Below are 15,786 nucleotides of genomic sequence, written 5' to 3'. Positions count from 1 at the left end.
ACTCACCTGAGTTAGAACGACAGCCTGAGCTTCGTGATCCCGTCGCGGATCTGCTCGAAGATCTTGGTCAGTTCCGTGCGCGAGGGCGAATCGAAGAACTGCCCCGGTCCGCTCGCACAATCCTTCAGCATCATGCCGGTCTTCACGTCCGGCTCCTCCAGCCGGATCGTGTAGATGGTGACGTCGTCGTCCGGGTCGCCATTGTCCTCCCGCTTGGCGTTTTCGCACACATCGAGCGTCTTTTTGTTCATCTCCTCCGTCACCGCGCTGTTGCTGCGGTACGTCGTGAGCCGGTCGCTGATCAGATAGCCGAAGCTGCTGTAGGCGGAGCGGAAATCGTTTCGGCTGCTCTGCACGCCGAAGGTGTTCGAGCCGTCGGTGAGCACGATGATGATCTTCTCCACGTCCGAGGCATAGTCCTTGCCTTGAGCGAATGGCTCCTGTGGCGAGAGAACGCGCATGCCCCAGGCCACGCCCTCCATGATGTTGGTGTTCCCATTGGCCCCGAGCGCGTTCACCCTGCTCTTCAGATCGGCATAGTCGTTGGAAAGCGGCGTGATGGGATCCATGTCGCAGCCATAGGAAGGTCCCCGCCCTCCATAGGTGCTGATGCTCACCTTCGACCATCCCTCGGGGCCGACATTGAGGCCGATCAGGTTTGTCTTTCCTTTCCTGGCTTCCGCGGCCGCGTTGTCCAGCCCGTATTTCTTGAGCTTTGCTTCCATATCCCGCGGCTCCGTCCCCAACGCCGGGGCCTGGGAGCTGATGTAGCTGTTTGGATACGAATACCACCAGTCACCGCTGGGTTCATCGATGGCGAAGGCCGGCACGAACAGGCTGTAGGGGTCGCTCGCAACCGCCGGAGTGTCCTCGACGTCGTGCTTGCTTTGGCTTGTGGAAGGCGAAAAGCGCGTCTCGACACAGCCCTTCCAGTCCTGTCCGAGATGATGAGCGATCTCGAAGCGGCTGAGGCCGCGAAGGAACTCCGTCTGAGGTATCGGGCTCACGCCCTTCAAGTCGAGCCAATCCACCCCCGTTCCGGGAATGATCTTCCCCTTGCTGTCGAAGTCCGGCCCGAACTGCGCCCCCACATTGACGAATGTCGCGAAGGGCACGAGCGCGAATTTCAGCCGCTCCTTGTCCGTGATGCGCGACGACAGGTCGTCGATCAGCGTGATCACCGCCTCTTTCATCGCCTGCAGCTTGCCGCCCCGCATGGAGCCGGTCGTGTCCAGAACCAGGGCGATCTCGTAATGGGCAAAGGCCATGTCGGCGGTGGAGGAAGCGGCAATGTTGGCCTCGTTCCAGCCGAAGATGCCGCCGAAGGAAAGCGGCGCGGGCGCTTCGGCCGTCAGCGTAACCGAGGTTCCGTTTCGCGTCACATGCATGTTGGTGAAGCTGTGCGCAAGATTCCCCGTCAGGAAGGAGGCGGCAATGGTGCGCGCCTCCGTGTCCGAGATGTTGTCGCCCCGCTGCGCGACGGCGAGCACGGCCGAATCGAGTGCGTTCTGCAGTTCCGTGTGGATTCGGCTCATATTGGCGTAATCGATGGCCAGCCCCACCGCGCCGATCAGCGGTACGGCGGAAAACGCCATCATCATTGCGAAATTGCCCCGGCGGTCGCGCCCGAAGGCGGCCAGCGTCTCACGCAGCTTTTTCAAGGATTGCATCGCCCCGCAACTCCATTGCCGCGGGCGACGCTATCAAAGCTGCCTTAAGGGCCGCTTAGCGGGACGCTTCAATTTGATTCTAATTTTCCGCTATCGGTTCACGCGCGTCGCCTTCGCAGCGCGCTTGCGCCGGAACGGAAAAGTGACGAGCCGGTAGAGGCCGAGGCCGAGGAGCAGCCCCACCGCGGTCCACACCAGGCCATGCGAGGTGAGCGGCACGGCAGGCTCGAAGTCGCGCATGGCGCCGGCGAACACTCTGCCGTCCGGATCGGCGAGCACCGCCATCGGCCGCAGCACCGGCGGCAGTTCGGCGAGCCGGGCCGACTGCCGCTCGAGATGCTCCGCGCGCGCGATGACCCTTCTCATGGATCGGGCGCGGTCGCGCACGAAAGGCTCCTGCGCATTGTCCTGCAGGGCCAATGCCTCCTCGCGATCGAGCGCGTTGCGCAGCGCATCCGCGTCGAAATCGGCCACCACATGGGTGAGTTCCTGCCGGGCCCCTTCGAGGCGCTGGCGGTATTGCTGTGCAAGCTCGGGCGCCTGTGAGGTCGCCATGCCTGCGACCAGGGAGGTCAGGACGGCGGCAATCGTGCCGGGTCTTACCATGGTGGATCTCCCGCAAGATCGGATCGCGCCGTTGCCGGGGTCAAATCGGTCCGCTGAACGTGTCGCAATCGGCGGGATTGCCGCTCTCGAACCCGCGCCTGAACCACCGGCTGCGCTGCTCGGAAGTGCCGTGGTTGAAGCTTTCCGGCACCACATAGCCCTGGGTGCGCCGCTGCAGCGTGTCGTCGCCGATCTGGAAGGCCGCGTTCAGCGCCTCCTCGATGTCGCCCTGCTCCAGAAGCCCCTTCTGCGCCGTATGATAGCCCCAGACGCCGGCATAGCAGTCCGCCTGCAGTTCAACGCGCACCGACATGGCGTTCGCCTCTCCCTGGCTCAGATTCGCGCGCATCCGGTTGAAGCGGGGCAGCACGCCGGTGAGGTTCTGCACATGGTGCCCCACCTCGTGCGCGATCACATAGGCCTGGGCGAAATCGCCCGCCGCGTCGAAGCGGCGCGCCAGCTCGTTGAAGAAGCTGAGATCCAGATAGACCTTGCGGTCGCCGGGGCAGTAGAAGGGCCCGCTCGCCGCCGAGGCGAAGCCGCAGGCCGACTGCACCTGGCCCGAGAAGAGCACCAGCGGCGGTTCCTGATAGGTGGCGCCTTCCGACTGGAAGACCTGGTGCCACACATCTTCCGTATCGGCGAGCACGACAGCGACGAACTGCCTTTCCTCGTCATTGCCGGTCTGCTGCACCGTCTGCTGCCCGGTGCCCTCGTCCAGCATCTGCAGGGGATCGATGCCGAGCGCCCTCAGACCGAAGAAGAGGATGACGAGAATGATGATCGTTCCGAGACCGCCGCCCCCCGTCCGTCCGCCGATCGGAATGCGGATGGGCCCGCCCCGCCGCATGCCGGACAGGCCTCCGCCGGCCCTCCGGCGGTCCTCGATATTGCTGCTCTCGCGGCGGCCCCTCCAGCGCATGCCTCACCTCTGCCGTTTCGCCGTTGAACCACTTCTGGCGGCATCCGGGCGGGAACGCCACCTTCCGAATGGTGTATGGCGAATGCGAGGTTAATGGAAGAGGATCATGCCGTCACGACAACTTCCCGGCACCCGGCCTCAAGTGCCCGCCGCCAGCGGCTCGGCCGAACTGCGCCGCCTCGCCGCAAGCAGGAGCAGCGCCGCCACCGTGAACACCGCGCCCACGATCCCAAGGCTCCCCACGCCCGCCACCTCCAGCGCCCTCCCGCCGATCAGCGTCCCGAAGCCGATGCCGAAATAGATGGCGGAAGCGTTGAGCGCCAGCGTCAGATGCGCCACGTCCGGTGCCGCACCCACGAGCCGGCTTGCCTGTGCGGGCGGAAAGGTCCAGCCCACGAAGCCCCAGGGCACCATCAGGGCGATGAGAAGCGGCCCGGCCACCCCGTCCGGCGCCCATCCCGCCACCGCCGCCAGGATCAGCGCGAAGGTCATGGCGGCAAGCATGGAAAAGGTCACCACCCTGGTCGGCCCCAGCCGGTCGGCGATCCGTCCGCTGGCATAGTTCCCCAGGATCGCGCCCGCGCCGTAAGCGAGAAGCACGAAGGGCAGCACCTCCCGCGAGAGGCCGGCGCCCTCGATCGCCAGCGGCCCCAGATAGGAGATGATGGCGAAGGCGCCCGTGAGATAGAGGAAAGTGACGGCGATCGCCGGCAGCACCCCCGGCCGCCGCACCACCATCACGCGCTCGAGGAGCGTTGAGGAAGCTGTCGAAAGCCCGTGCGGCAGCCGCAGCCAGAGAGCCGCGAGGCAGAGCGTGCCGATCACCGCAAGCGCCAGGAACTCGCCGCGCCAGCCGACGAACTGCGCGAACATCGAGCCCGCCGGCGCGCCGAGCGCCACCGCGAAAGTGGTGCCGCCGACGACAGCCGAGATCGCCGCCGCGCGCCGCTCCGGCCCTGCGAGAAGCACGGCCGTCGCCTGCGCCGTCGCGGCGAACAGCCCCGCCGCCGCGCCCATGACCACCTGTGCCAGGAACAGCGGCAGCATGCTCGTGCTGGCACCGGCGGCCACATTGCCGGCAATGAAGAAGAGGAGCGCGATCCCGATCACCCGCCGCCGGTCGAGCGCGCCCGTGAGCGCCGAAAGCACCGGCGTGCCGATGGCATAGGCGAGCGAAAAGGCGGAGACGAGATAGCCGGCCTGGGCCACCGAGATCCCGGTGTCTTCCGCGATCAGCGGCAAAAGCCCCGCGAAGACGAAGGCCACCGTGCTGGTGGCGAACGCCCCGAGCGCGAGCAGGAAGAGACGTCGGTCCATCGGCCGCTCCTTTGTTCAACATTCATTGAACTACAATATTTGTTGAACTAGAGGACCAGGAGCGCTCCGTCAAGATTGGAGCACGGGCCTCCTGCCACGGTCCTGTCAGGTGTAATCCCCGCCCCGCTTCATCAAGAGCGCCCCGTGACGTCTTCCCCGTTTGCGAATAGTCTTCGCCCGAACATCGTGGAGGACGCAATGGACAAGGAACGGATCGGTTTCATCGGCGTCGGCCTCATGGGCCACGGCATGGCCAGGAACATCGTGGAGAAGGGCTGGCCGCTCACCGTGCTCGCCCACCGCAACCGCGCGCCGGTGGAGGACCTCAAGTCTCGCGGCGCAGCGGAAGCGGGAAGCCCGCGCACGCTTGCGGAGGAAAGCGACATCGTCATCCTCTGCGTCACCGGCAGTCCGCAGGTGGAAGCGGTGGTGAGCGGGCCCGACGGCCTCGCCTCCGCCGGCAAGCCGCTGCTCGTCTGCGACTGCTCCACCTCCGACCCCTCCTCCACCGTCAGGCTCGCGGCCGATCTCTCGGCGAAGGACGTCACGCTGATCGACGCGCCGCTCTCCCGCACCCCAAAGGATGCCGAGGAAGGCACTCTCGACGTCATGGTGGGTGGCGACCCGGCCGCGGTCGAGCGCGCCTGGCCGGTGCTCGAGGCCTTCTCCCAGCGCATCATCAGGACCGGCCCTGTCGGCACCGGCCACACCATGAAGCTGCTCAACAATTTCCTGGCCATGGGCTACGCGGCCATCTACGCCGAGGCGCTGGCGCTCGGCGCCAAGGCCGGCATCACGCCGCAGGTTTTCGACGGCGTCATCCGCGGCGGCCGCATGGATTGCGGCTTCTACCAGACTTTCATGCAATATGTGCTGGAGCGCGACCGCGACGCGCATAAATTTGCCCTGGCCAACGGGCTGAAGGACATGAGCTATCTCGCCGCCTTCGCCAATGCCGCCGGCATGGCCAACCCGGTGGGCGCGGCCGTGCGCAATTCCTTCGCGCTCGCCGTCGGCGCCGGCCGGGGGGAAGACTACGTACCCATGCTGTCCGACATCGTCGCCGAGATGAACGGGGTCGCGCCGGCGGGCACGTGACGTCGCCGCGCTCACTCATGGCCCGCGTGGTCGCTTTCCCAATGGAACTTGTGCAGGATCCGGTGGATGATCGGCGTGACGATGATCCCGAAGGCGATCACGAAGACGAGCCCGGAATAAAGCGCATAGAAGCTGGCGAACAGCTTGCCCGCCACGCTCGCGGGCACCTCCACCAGCCCCAGCCCGCCGAGCACCGAGGCCGAATGCAGGAACGCGTCCGCCGGTCCCAGCTCCTCGAGCCAGCCATAGCCCGCCATGCCGATGCCCATCGAGCCGATGAGGACGGCAAGCACGATGCCCATGTGCCGGAGAAGGCGCAGGCGGAAGGCGCTCCGGGAGATCGGCGGCTGGTTGCGGCGCTCATACATCGCGCCAGTCTACACCGCCGCTGATTAACGCTTGCTACCCACCCGCCCCATCCGCCGCCGGCACCAGCATGGTGAGCTTCAGGTCCGGATGGCCGGCCAGCGCGAAGGTCACCTGCTCGTAGCGCAGGAAGCCGTCCGCCGGATGGTCGAAGGTCCGCTCCCCGCCTTCGCGCCCGAGCACCCAGTGCTCGTTCCAGAACCGCGTGAAATCCGGGCTCCGCTGCCTCAGCTCCTCGATGAGCCCCCGCACGGCCGGGTCCCCCATACGCCCGCTCACATCGGCGCGGAACTCCGCCGCCACCCGCCGCGCCCGCGCCTCGTGATCGCGGATCAGCCGGCGTGCCGCCGGTTCCAGGAAGATGAAGCGCAGCAGATTGCGGTCGCCCGGGCGGTCGAGCCAGCCGGTGAACAGCCGCTCCGCCGCCCTGTTCCAGGCGCGCGCCGTCCAGGTGTGATCGAGGAGATAGGCCGGAGCGCTGATCGTCCCCACGGAGGCGATCACTGCCGCCGGCACGGGCTCGCGCCCGCTCCCGCCCTGCTCGGGGTCGCGCCTGTTTGCCAGTTCGAAGAGATAGGCCCGTTCCGCGCGGCCGAGCCTCAGCGCGCTCGCGAGCCTTGCTAGGGCGGCCGCCGAAAGCGCCATCTCCCTGCCCTGCTCCAGCCAGGTGTACCAAGTCACGCTCAGTCCGCAGAGCTGCGCGACCTCCTCGCGCCTCAGCCCCGGCGTCCGGCGCCTGCCGGCGGCCGGCAGGCCGATATCGGAGGGCTTCGTCTTCTCGCGCAAGGCGCGGACGAAATCACCGAGCTCGCGCCGCTGTTCAAGAGATCTGCCTGCCATCATGGTACCGATTCATACCAGTATAAATTTGCATCTGAAACTGGTGTCTTTACCCTGCTAAGGAACAGCAGCATCAACCGCAGGAGAGAACCATGTCGGGCGAAAAGAGCCACGAAACGCTTGTGGGCGGTCAGTTCGGATCGCGCGCCGAAGCCTATCTGAAAAGCGCCGTGCATGCGCAGAGCGAGGATCTGGAGGCGCTCATTGCCATGGTCCGCGGGCGCCCGGATGCCCGCGTGCTCGATCTCGGCTGCGGCGGCGGCCATGTCGCCTTCAACGTGGCTCCCCACGTGCGCGAGGTCGTCGCCTACGACCTGTCGCCGGAAATGCTCGAGATCGTGGCCCGCGCCGCGCGCGATCGCGGCCTTTCCAACGTGGCCACGCAACAGGGCATCGCCGAAGGCCTCCCCTTCGAAGATGCCAGCTTCGACGTGGTCGCAAGCCGCTTCAGCGCGCATCACTGGCGCGATCTCGACGCCGGCCTGCGCGAGGCCACCCGCGTCCTGAAGCCCGGCAGCATCGCCGTCATCGTGGACACCGTCACGACCGGCATCCCGATCATCGACACGTTCTTCCAGGCGATCGAGCTCCTGCGCGACTGCTCCCACGTGCGCAACCATTCGCCCGCCGAATGGCAGGCGGCACTCGCCCGCGCCGGCCTCCTCGCCCGCTCCTCGCGCCGCTTCCGCCTGCGTCTCGAATTCCGGTCATGGGTCGAGCGCATGAACACGCCCAAGGTGCAGGTGGAGGCGATCCGGGCCCTGCAGACCTCAGTCTCCGCCGTCGCCACGCGTCACTACGAGACCGAGCCCGACGGCAGCCATACGATCGACGTGGCACTTTTTGAAGCGGTGAAGCCACGGCGGTAGACGCACGCCAAATGGAATCGCAGCTTACCTGAAGATTCTTAGAGCGCGGCCCGGCCCTCACACCTGAAGGCCGGATTCCCCGTAACGTTCCCACCACCGGAGCACCCGCATTGCCCGCAGTGTCACCCAGCGCGAGGGCTTGCCCGGCCCGTCGTTGACGTCGAACCACGCCCGCCCCGGGAGGCTCCAGTCAAGAGGCCAGGTGCCGTCCTCCAGGCGTCTGGAACGAAGATGGTTGATCGCTTCGCCGAGCCGCGGATCGGGATCGGCCCCGGTCACCATCGCGGAGGAGCGGAAATAGTCGAGAGCCCGCAGGACGTCGTAGCGCCAGCGGTTCGGATGCAGGAATAGCAGGAACCGCTCGTCCGCCGGTTCGCCCGTGCCGAGACGCCGGAAGAGGCTGCGCTTGAGCAGATACTCCTCGCCCGATCTGCGCGCCTGCCGGGTTTGTGGCGTGCCGCCAGTAGCTCTCTCGTATCCAAGGAGCCCTTCCAACACATTGATCGTGCTATGGAATGAGGAACGCACCGAGCCGTTGGCCCTCTCGCAGTTCCAGCCTCCGTCTGCCTGACGCTCCCCGACCAGCCTGTCGACAATGGACGAGACGTCGACGCCGAAATAGGCGCCGTCGGCGACGGTCCGGCCGTTGATGCACTCCTCGACCTCGCCCTCCCAATAGGGCTGTCCGCCCTCGTCCCAGCGGGAGTTGGCGCCGATCGATTCGACGGTCCGCCTGGCCCTGTCGGAGGCGGGATCGAGCCCGAACTCCCGAAGCTGCGTCAGCGAAAAACACGTGGCCGTCCACGGCTGTCCCTGCTCCTTCCACTCGCGCGGATCGAAATTGGCCGGGACGAAGGAGCCGCCCGCCCACTGCCCGTCCTCATCCTGGTATGAGAGCAGCCTGGCTCCCCAGCCTTCGGTCTCCACCTTGCTCCGCTCCGCCTGCCATGCCGGCTCCGGCGCGTCGGTGAGGTCGCGCATCACCTGCCACCGGATCGACGGGTCGGAATCAAGCAGCCAGTCGATCACTGCGCCGGAATCGGTCGTGGACGGCATGCCTATCGCTCCGTCAGTGCCAGCTTCGCTCCGAGCGCCAGAAAGGCCGCGGCGAAGGTGCGGCGCATCCAGGCGAGCACCTTCGGCCTCGAGATCACGTGGTTGCGGATCGCGGCGGCGAAAAGCCCGTACCCGGCGAAGATCACGAAAGTCGCGGCCATGAACACGCCGCTCATCTCCAGCATGCGCGCGAATGCGTTCGGCTCCGCGCTGCTCACGAATTGCGGCAGGAAGGCGAAGAAGAAGATCGAAAGCTTCGGATTCAGGATATTGATCAGGATTCCGGAGACGATCACTTGCCCATCCGAGCGCGGTGCGCTCTCCGCCTCCACCGTCAGCGTGCCGTGCTCCTTCAACGTCTGCCAGGCCATGTAGAGCAGGTAGGCGACGCCCAGATATTTGATGGTCTGGAAGGCGATCGCGCTGGTATGCAGAAGCGCCGCCAGGCCCGTGATCGCCGCCGCCATATGCGGGATGATGCCCAGCGTGCAGGCAAACGCGGCCACCACGCTCGCCCGCGCGCCGCGCGACAGACCGGCGGCGAGCGTATAGAGCACACCCGCTCCCGGCGAGACGACCACGATCAGTGTCGTCAGAAGAAATTCGATGCTCATGCCGCCGCCACACCTCCGGTTGCGCGACGTGCATCCTATGAAGAGCAGGCCTGGGAGACAAGCCGCGCGTGCCCTCTGCCCGCCTTAGGATTCGTTGCGGATGCGTTTGACGATGTTGCGAAGACCTGCCGTTGCGCAGGCCGCCATGATGGCGGCGAACGCATATTTCACCGGCGCGTAGCTCGTGACGGTGGCAGCAACTCCCGATATGGCGCTGCCCATCGAACCCCGCGCCTCGGAATGCTTCGGCATCGAGGTTGATTTCGCGTCGCTCTGCTGCGCCTTGGGTGTCGGAGCATTGGCTGGCGTGCTGTCGGATGCGGGAGCGGGCTTGTCGTCGGCCAGCACCAGGGCGCGTTTGCGCACCCGCTCGACGCGGGCGAGCCATCCCTTGCCGAAGGTGGAAGCGGTGGACAGGCCCTGCAGCCAGGTCTTCCGCGCGTCGCAAAGGTCGTTGACCACGTCTTTCGGGGGCTGCGCGGTGAGCGCGGCAAGCGTATGCGCACCGACAATGCCGTCCTCGTGCACGTTTACCACGCTCTGCAGCATGCGCGCCGCGCGCACCGGGCCGGAATTCACCGCGAAATCGAAGGTCGCATAGTCCACGCCGCCGGGAAGGCTGTCGCCGTCGATCCTGCTCCAGAACTCTGTCCGGTAGATCTTGATGGCCTTCTTCTTGGTCAGTTTCTCGACATCCTGCGGTGTGGCGGAACGGCCCTCCCATGCCGAAAGCGTCGCGAGGGTTATGCCCATATTGGTCGCGCCGCCCGGATCATGGGGATCGTTTACATAGCCACCCTCTTCCTCAAGGACATATGGTATGACTTGATTAAAATCAACATCCATGATCGAAATCCACTTAGAATATAAATATATCTTTAAAGATGAACTTTATAGTACTCCACCATTATCATGTTTGACATGGCAGAAATGTCAAGCTTCCTTTACGGAACCTTCGGAAAAGCTCCGCCATGGACGGATACTGGACGAACGGTCGCGGTTGTCCGCACGCGCGACCCACCTGAAAGCATCGGCTTGCATCGCTGTCCGGATTGATTACCTTGAGGGGCATCATGTTGCTGCATCCGTCGACCGATGAGATCAATCTGGCCACGGTTCTCGCCGCCCTCGGCGATCCGACCCGGCTTGCCATCCTCGGCGACCTCGCCCGGCAGGACGGCCGGGCGCTGACCTGCTCGCATTTCACCGACCTCACCTCGAAGTCGAACCTCACCTATCACATCGCCAGGATGCGCGAGGCCGGCATCGTCCGCGTGGAGCCGCGCGGCACCTCCCGTCTCATCACCCTGCGCCGCGCCGATCTCGATGCCCGCTTCCCCGGCCTGCTCGATTCGATCGTCGCCACGGCGGTCGCGCTGCCGCCGCCCGAAAGGCATGCCGCCGCCGAAGACCGGCTCTAGATCCGCGCACTGCTCGGCCTTCCGCCCTTGCTCTCCTTTTGAACCCGGCTAGTATCGGCTTTAATCAATTTTTACCCATCCGTGGGCTAAGCCCCGCAACCTGTACTGCGTTCATAGCTGGAGTTCATTTTGTCCAAGCGTCTTCTGCTCACCGTTTCGGGCACCATTCTTCTTGCCGGTTTTTTTCACGCCGCTCCCGTCGAAGCCCAGGAAAAGAGGCATTTCTGGTCGGGCGACTGGTCGCTCACCGTGGGTGCCGCCGGCCTCGTGGCACCGAGCTTCGAAGGGTCCAAGGACTGGATCTTCAAGGTCTCGCCGATGATCTCGCTGAGCCGGCAGGGCTCGGCCACCCGCTTCTCCTCGCGCAACGACAATCCCTCCTTCGGCTTTGTCGACACCGGTGTGTTCCGGGCGGGTGTCGTGGGCAAGCTCGTCTTCAAGCGCGACGGTGATACGGACGATGATCTCAAGGGGCTCGATCCCATCCGCTTCGGCGGGGAGGTCGGCGGCTTCGCGGAAATCTACCCGACCGACAATATCCGCATCCGCGGCGAGGTGCGCCGGGGCATCCGCTCCCACGAGGGTGTGGTGGCCGACGTGGCCGTCGACGTGTTCGACGATCTGACGCCCACCGTCCGCGTTTCCGGCGGCCCGCGCCTCTCCTTCGCCTCGGCCGAGTATTTCGATGCCTATTACGGCGTCAGCGCCGGCGAATCCGCACGCTCGGGCCTTCCCCGCTATAGCCCCGGCGGCGGCGTCAAGTCGGTCGGCGCGGGTGCCGCAGTCACCTGGAAGACCACGGACAAGATCACCACCAGCGTCTTCGCCGAATACGAACGCCTGCTCGGTGCGGCCGCCGATTCCCCGCTCGTGGAACGGCGCGGCTCGCCCGACCAGGTCACGCTCGGCCTCTCGGCCACCTATCGCTTCGATTTCTCGCTGGACTAGGAGCTTCGCCTTCTCCCTTCCGGAGCCTGGGCGGCGGCAATCCGCGGCCGCCCGCTCCTCCCGTTGTGAGGAGGGTGTGGGTGCGGCGCTTTTGGGGTTCCCTGCGCGCGAAGACTTGCCTATAAGGCGCGCCTAGCCTGACAAAAGACTTCTGCGCTGCGCCGGCCGGGCTCGCCCGTTCCGGTTCGTTGCGCAAGCGCCACGAGAACGGACCATCCATGCCCAAACGCACCGACATCCAGTCGATCCTGATCATCGGGGCCGGCCCCATCGTCATCGGCCAGGCCTGCGAGTTCGATTATTCCGGCACCCAGGCCTGCAAGGCGCTGCGCGCGGAGGGCTACCGCGTCATCCTGGTCAACTCCAACCCGGCCACCATCATGACCGACCCGGAGCTGGCCGACGCCACCTATATCGAGCCGATCACGCCCGAGGTGGTCGCCAAGATCATCGCCAAGGAGAAGCCGGACGCGCTGCTGCCCACCATGGGCGGCCAGACGGCGCTCAACACCGCCCTTTCCTTGCGCCGCATGGGCGTGCTGGAGCGCTACGGCGTGGAGATGATCGGCGCCAACGCCGAGGCCATCGACAAGGCCGAGGATCGCGCGCTCTTCCGCGAGGCGATGAGCCGCATCGGCCTCGAGACGCCCAAATCCATGCTCGCCAACGCGACCGAGGTGAAGGAGGCCGACCGCAGGAAACACGAGGCCGAGCGCGCCGGGATCCGCGCGAAATTTTCCGGCGCCGAGCTCGACGCCGCCCTCGATGCGCTCGAAGCCGACTGGCAGCGCGGCGAAGGCGACCGCAAGCAGCGCTACATGAACCACGCCATGGCCGTCGCCGCCCAGGCGCTGGACGAGGTGGGCCTGCCCGCCATTATCCGCCCCTCCTTCACGCTGGGCGGCACGGGCGGCGGCATCGCCTACAACCGCACCGAATTCTTCGACATCGTCTCTTCCGGCCTCGACGCCTCCCCCACCACCGAAGTCCTCATCGAGGAGTCCGTCTTGGGCTGGAAGGAGTACGAGATGGAGGTCGTGCGCGACCGCGCCGACAACTGCATCATCGTCTGCTCCATCGAGAACGTCGATCCCATGGGCGTCCACACCGGCGACAGCATCACCGTCGCCCCCGCGCTCACCTTGACCGACAAGGAATACCAGATCATGCGCAACGCCTCGATCGCGGTGCTGCGCGAGATCGGGGTGGAGACCGGCGGCTCCAACGTGCAGTTCGCCGTCAACCCGGCCGACGGCCGCATGGTCGTCATCGAGATGAACCCGCGCGTCTCCCGCTCCTCCGCGCTCGCCTCCAAGGCCACCGGCTTCCCCATCGCCAAGATCGCGGCCAAGCTCGCCGTCGGCTACACGCTGGACGAGCTTGAGAACGACATCACCGGCGGCGCTACCCCCGCCTCCTTCGAACCCTCCATCGACTACGTCGTCACCAAGATCCCGCGCTTCGCCTTCGAGAAATTTCCCGGCGCCGAGCCCATTCTTTCCACCGCCATGAAGTCGGTGGGCGAAGTCATGGCCATCGGCCGCACCTTGGCCGAGTCCCTGCAAAAGGCCCTGCGCGGACTTGAGACCGGCCTCACCGGCCTCGACGAGATCGAGATCCCCGGCTACGACGCCGAGGGCGACCCGTCCGAGAACAAGAACGCCATCCGCGCAGCCCTCGGCACGCCCACGCCCGACCGCCTGCGCATGGTCGCCCAGGCGCTCCGCCTCGGCCAGTCCGTGGCCGACGTCCACGCCATGTGCCACATCGACCCCTGGTTCCTGGAGCAGATCGCGGCCATCGTCGCGATGGAAGCGCGCATCCGCGAGCACGGCCTTCCCTCCGATGCCGCCAATCTGCGCATGCTCAAATCCATGGGCTTCTCCGATTCCCGCCTCGCGTCCTTGGTGAAGAAAGACGTGGAAGAGATTCGCAAGATTCGCGAATCTCTTTCCGTCCATCCCGTCTTCAAGCGCATCGACACCTGCGCCGCCGAGTTCGCCGCCCCCACCGCCTACATGTACTCCACCTATGAGACGCCCTTCGCCGGCGCCCCCGCCGACGAGGCCCGCGTGTCCGACCGCAAGAAGGTCGTCATCCTCGGCGGCGGACCGAACCGCATCGGCCAGGGCATCGAGTTCGACTATTGCTGCTGCCACGCCGCCTTCGCGCTTGCCGATGCCGGCTTCGAATCCATTATGGTCAACTGCAACCCGGAGACGGTCTCCACCGACTACGATACCTCCGACCGCCTCTATTTCGAGCCCCTCACGCCCGAGGACGTGCTCGAAATCCTCCGCGCCGAGCAGGCTGCCGGCGAGCTCGTCGGCGTCATCGTCCAGTTCGGCGGCCAGACGCCGCTGAAGCTCGCCGATGCGCTGGAGAAGGCCGGCATTCCCATCCTCGGCACCGCGCCCGACATGATCGACCTTGCGGAGGACCGCGACCGCTTCCAGAAGCTCCTCGTCAAGCTCGGCCTCAAGCAGCCGAAGAACGGCATCGCCTTCTCCGTGGAGCAGGCGCGCGTCGTCGCCTCCGAGCTCGGCTTCCCGCTGGTCGTGCGCCCGTCCTACGTGCTTGGCGGCCGCGCCATGCAGATCATCTGGGACGAGGCCCGCCTCCAGTCCTATCTGCTCGACACCGTCCCCGGTCTCGTGCCGGAGGAGATCCGCCAGAAATACCCGGCCGACAAGACCGGCCAGATCAACACGCTGCTCTCCAAGAACCCCCTCCTCTTCGACACCTATCTGTCCGAGGCCATCGAGGTGGACGTCGACTGCCTCTGCGACGGCCAGGAGACCTTCGTCTGCGGCATCATGGAGCACATCGAGGAGGCGGGCATCCACTCCGGCGACTCGGCCTGCTCCCTCCCCGTCCACTCGCTCTCCCCCGAAATCGTCTCGGAGCTGGAGCGCCAGACCACCGCGCTCGCCAGGGCGCTGAATGTCGGCGGCCTCATGAACGTGCAATACGCCGTCAAGGACGGCGAGGTCTACGTGCTGGAGGTCAACCCGCGCGCCTCGCGCACGGTGCCCTTCGTGGCCAAGACCATCGGCCGCCCCATCGCCAAGATCGCCGCCCGCGTCATGGCCGGCGAAACGCTCTCCCAGGCCTTCGCCGCCTACGGCACCCTGCCCGACATCCACGATCTCGGCCACATCGCGGTCAAGGAAGCCGTCTTCCCCTTCGCCCGCTTCCCCGGCGTCGACACGCTGCTCGGCCCCGAGATGAAGTCCACCGGCGAGGTCATGGGGCTCGACCGCGACTATGCGCTGGCCTTCGCCAAGGCCCAGCTCGGCGCCGGCGTGGACCTCCCCCGCTCCGGCACCCTCTTCGTCTCCGTGCGCGACGAGGACAAGCCGCGCGTGCTGCCCGCCGTCCGCCGCCTCTCCGACCTCGGCTTCCGCATCCTCGCCACCGGCGGCACCGCCCGCTACCTGCGCGAAAACGACGTCCCCGCCGAAAAGATCAACAAGGTCCTCGAAGGCCGCCCCCACATCGAAGACGCCATCCGCAATCGCCAGGTGCAGCTGGTGTTCAACACGACGGACGGCCAGAAGGCCGTTTCCGACTCAAAGTCCCTCCGCCGCGCGACGTTGATGCAGAAGGTGCCCTACTACACCACCATGGCCGGCGCCGACGCCGTGGTCGAAGCCATCGCCGCACTCAAGGCCGGGAGTTTGGAAGTGAGGCCGCTGCAGGGGTATTTTTAAAGACGCTTTGGAAGCGATCCCTTGACCGGGCGACGAGAAGCCCCTCTCTTGCAAATTCCAAGGGCTTGGCTTCGCCAAACCCAAGAAATTGCTTTCTCCCCCGCAAGGGGGGAGATATCGCCCGCATCGGCGCTGACGCCAGACACCAGCCTCGGCAATTTGCGGAAGCCATGCGGCCAGCCCTATCTCCCCCCTGGCGGGGGGGAGAAGGCGATTTCTTAGGTTTAGCTGGAGCGAAGCGGAGGCTAAGCCTTAGAAATCGCAAGAGAGGGGGCCCCTGCGCCGGCAGATCAAACACCGCGCCCCGAGACAACCCCTCACCCGCTTCACGCCACATACGCCTTCA

The 15,786-nt window shown here is 66.0% G+C and carries 14 protein-coding genes; 5 read left to right on the top strand and 9 right to left on the bottom strand.

Annotated features, from left to right (window positions below; translation table 11 throughout):
- Positions 1-11: 11 nt before the first annotated feature.
- The 4 genes from PVE73_RS09950 to PVE73_RS09935 form a co-directional block, all read right to left on the bottom strand.
- Positions 12-1,670 (bottom strand): VWA domain-containing protein, encoded by a 1,659-nt coding sequence (locus PVE73_RS09950; RefSeq protein WP_277366784.1) that lies wholly within the window; start codon positions 1,668-1,670, stop codon positions 12-14.
- A 90-nt stretch (positions 1,671-1,760) separates the two neighbouring features.
- A complete protein-coding gene (locus tag PVE73_RS09945) occupies positions 1,761-2,276 on the bottom strand; it encodes a DUF2937 family protein (protein ID WP_277366783.1) in 516 nt (171 codons plus the stop codon).
- A gap of 40 nt (positions 2,277-2,316) precedes the next feature.
- Positions 2,317-3,198, bottom strand: a complete 882-nt coding sequence (locus PVE73_RS09940) for a neutral zinc metallopeptidase (RefSeq protein WP_277366782.1) — start codon at positions 3,196-3,198, stop codon at positions 2,317-2,319.
- Between the two features lie 138 nt (positions 3,199-3,336).
- The gene (locus tag PVE73_RS09935) at positions 3,337-4,515 is read right to left on the bottom strand and encodes an MFS transporter (RefSeq protein ID WP_277366781.1); all 1,179 of its coding nucleotides are present in this window, start codon (positions 4,513-4,515) and stop codon (positions 3,337-3,339) included.
- A gap of 198 nt (positions 4,516-4,713) precedes the next feature.
- On the opposite strand from PVE73_RS09935, the gene PVE73_RS09930 reads away from it, so the two are divergent.
- Positions 4,714-5,613, top strand: a complete 900-nt coding sequence (locus tag PVE73_RS09930; RefSeq protein ID WP_277366780.1) for an NAD(P)-dependent oxidoreductase — start codon at positions 4,714-4,716, stop codon at positions 5,611-5,613.
- Positions 5,614-5,624: 11 nt separating this feature from the next.
- Here PVE73_RS09930 and PVE73_RS09925 read toward each other — a convergent pair whose 3' ends face one another.
- On the bottom strand, positions 5,625-5,981 hold the full coding sequence (locus tag PVE73_RS09925; protein WP_277366779.1) for a hypothetical protein: 357 nt from the start codon (positions 5,979-5,981) through the stop codon (positions 5,625-5,627).
- A gap of 34 nt (positions 5,982-6,015) precedes the next feature.
- Positions 6,016-6,822 carry a helix-turn-helix transcriptional regulator gene (locus PVE73_RS09920; protein ID WP_277366778.1) on the bottom strand — a complete coding sequence of 269 codons (807 nt, stop codon included), beginning with the start codon at positions 6,820-6,822 and terminating at the stop codon, positions 6,016-6,018.
- A gap of 89 nt (positions 6,823-6,911) precedes the next feature.
- On the opposite strand from PVE73_RS09920, the gene PVE73_RS09915 reads away from it, so the two are divergent.
- Positions 6,912-7,688 (top strand): methyltransferase domain-containing protein, encoded by a 777-nt coding sequence (locus PVE73_RS09915; RefSeq protein WP_277366777.1) that lies wholly within the window; start codon positions 6,912-6,914, stop codon positions 7,686-7,688.
- A 57-nt stretch (positions 7,689-7,745) separates the two neighbouring features.
- On the opposite strand, the gene PVE73_RS09910 is transcribed toward PVE73_RS09915, so the two are convergent.
- The 3 genes from PVE73_RS09910 to PVE73_RS09900 form a co-directional block, all read right to left on the bottom strand.
- Positions 7,746-8,744 (bottom strand): squalene cyclase, encoded by a 999-nt coding sequence (locus PVE73_RS09910; RefSeq protein ID WP_277366776.1) that lies wholly within the window; start codon positions 8,742-8,744, stop codon positions 7,746-7,748.
- A gap of 2 nt (positions 8,745-8,746) precedes the next feature.
- Complete coding sequence (locus PVE73_RS09905; RefSeq protein WP_277366775.1) at positions 8,747-9,358, bottom strand: LysE family translocator; 612 nt, start codon at positions 9,356-9,358, stop codon at positions 8,747-8,749.
- Positions 9,359-9,442: 84 nt separating this feature from the next.
- The gene (locus PVE73_RS09900; protein ID WP_277366774.1) at positions 9,443-10,204 is read right to left on the bottom strand and encodes a glycoside hydrolase family 108 protein; all 762 of its coding nucleotides are present in this window, start codon (positions 10,202-10,204) and stop codon (positions 9,443-9,445) included.
- Positions 10,205-10,428: 224 nt separating this feature from the next.
- On the opposite strand from PVE73_RS09900, the gene PVE73_RS09895 reads away from it, so the two are divergent.
- From PVE73_RS09895 to carB, 3 genes are all read left to right on the top strand, one after another.
- Complete coding sequence (locus tag PVE73_RS09895; protein ID WP_277367404.1) at positions 10,429-10,779, top strand: helix-turn-helix transcriptional regulator; 351 nt, start codon at positions 10,429-10,431, stop codon at positions 10,777-10,779.
- 129 nt (positions 10,780-10,908) lie between these two features.
- A complete protein-coding gene (locus tag PVE73_RS09890) occupies positions 10,909-11,727 on the top strand; it encodes a MipA/OmpV family protein (RefSeq protein ID WP_277366773.1) in 819 nt (272 codons plus the stop codon).
- Positions 11,728-11,945: 218 nt separating this feature from the next.
- A complete protein-coding gene (gene carB / locus PVE73_RS09885; RefSeq protein ID WP_277366772.1) occupies positions 11,946-15,440 on the top strand; it encodes a carbamoyl-phosphate synthase large subunit in 3,495 nt (1,164 codons plus the stop codon).
- Positions 15,441-15,786 lie beyond the last annotated feature (346 nt).

Source organism: Chelativorans sp. AA-79 (assembly GCF_029457495.1).
GTDB lineage: Bacteria > Pseudomonadota > Alphaproteobacteria > Rhizobiales > Rhizobiaceae > Chelativorans.
The sequence above is the reverse complement of the archived record's forward strand: the minus strand, read 5'-3'. Positions and strand labels throughout refer to the sequence as shown.

What these genes read in the sequence shown, in the direction of transcription:
- PVE73_RS09950 (WP_277366784.1), bottom strand. Translation starts at nt 1,670, where the DNA reads ATGCAATCCTTGAAAAAGCTGCGTGAGACGCTGGCCGCCTTCGGGCGC.
- PVE73_RS09945 (WP_277366783.1), bottom strand. Translation starts at nt 2,276, where the DNA reads ATGGTAAGACCCGGCACGATTGCCGCCGTCCTGACCTCCCTGGTCGCA.
- PVE73_RS09940 (WP_277366782.1), bottom strand. Translation starts at nt 3,198, where the DNA reads ATGCGCTGGAGGGGCCGCCGCGAGAGCAGCAATATCGAGGACCGCCGG.
- PVE73_RS09935 (WP_277366781.1), bottom strand. Translation starts at nt 4,515, where the DNA reads ATGGACCGACGTCTCTTCCTGCTCGCGCTCGGGGCGTTCGCCACCAGC.
- PVE73_RS09930 (WP_277366780.1), top strand. Translation starts at nt 4,714, where the DNA reads ATGGACAAGGAACGGATCGGTTTCATCGGCGTCGGCCTCATGGGCCAC.
- PVE73_RS09925 (WP_277366779.1), bottom strand. Translation starts at nt 5,981, where the DNA reads ATGTATGAGCGCCGCAACCAGCCGCCGATCTCCCGGAGCGCCTTCCGC.
- PVE73_RS09920 (WP_277366778.1), bottom strand. Translation starts at nt 6,822, where the DNA reads ATGATGGCAGGCAGATCTCTTGAACAGCGGCGCGAGCTCGGTGATTTC.
- PVE73_RS09915 (WP_277366777.1), top strand. Translation starts at nt 6,912, where the DNA reads ATGTCGGGCGAAAAGAGCCACGAAACGCTTGTGGGCGGTCAGTTCGGA.
- PVE73_RS09910 (WP_277366776.1), bottom strand. Translation starts at nt 8,744, where the DNA reads ATGCCGTCCACGACCGATTCCGGCGCAGTGATCGACTGGCTGCTTGAT.
- PVE73_RS09905 (WP_277366775.1), bottom strand. Translation starts at nt 9,358, where the DNA reads ATGAGCATCGAATTTCTTCTGACGACACTGATCGTGGTCGTCTCGCCG.
- PVE73_RS09900 (WP_277366774.1), bottom strand. Translation starts at nt 10,204, where the DNA reads ATGGATGTTGATTTTAATCAAGTCATACCATATGTCCTTGAGGAAGAG.
- carB (WP_277366772.1), top strand. Translation starts at nt 11,946, where the DNA reads ATGCCCAAACGCACCGACATCCAGTCGATCCTGATCATCGGGGCCGGC.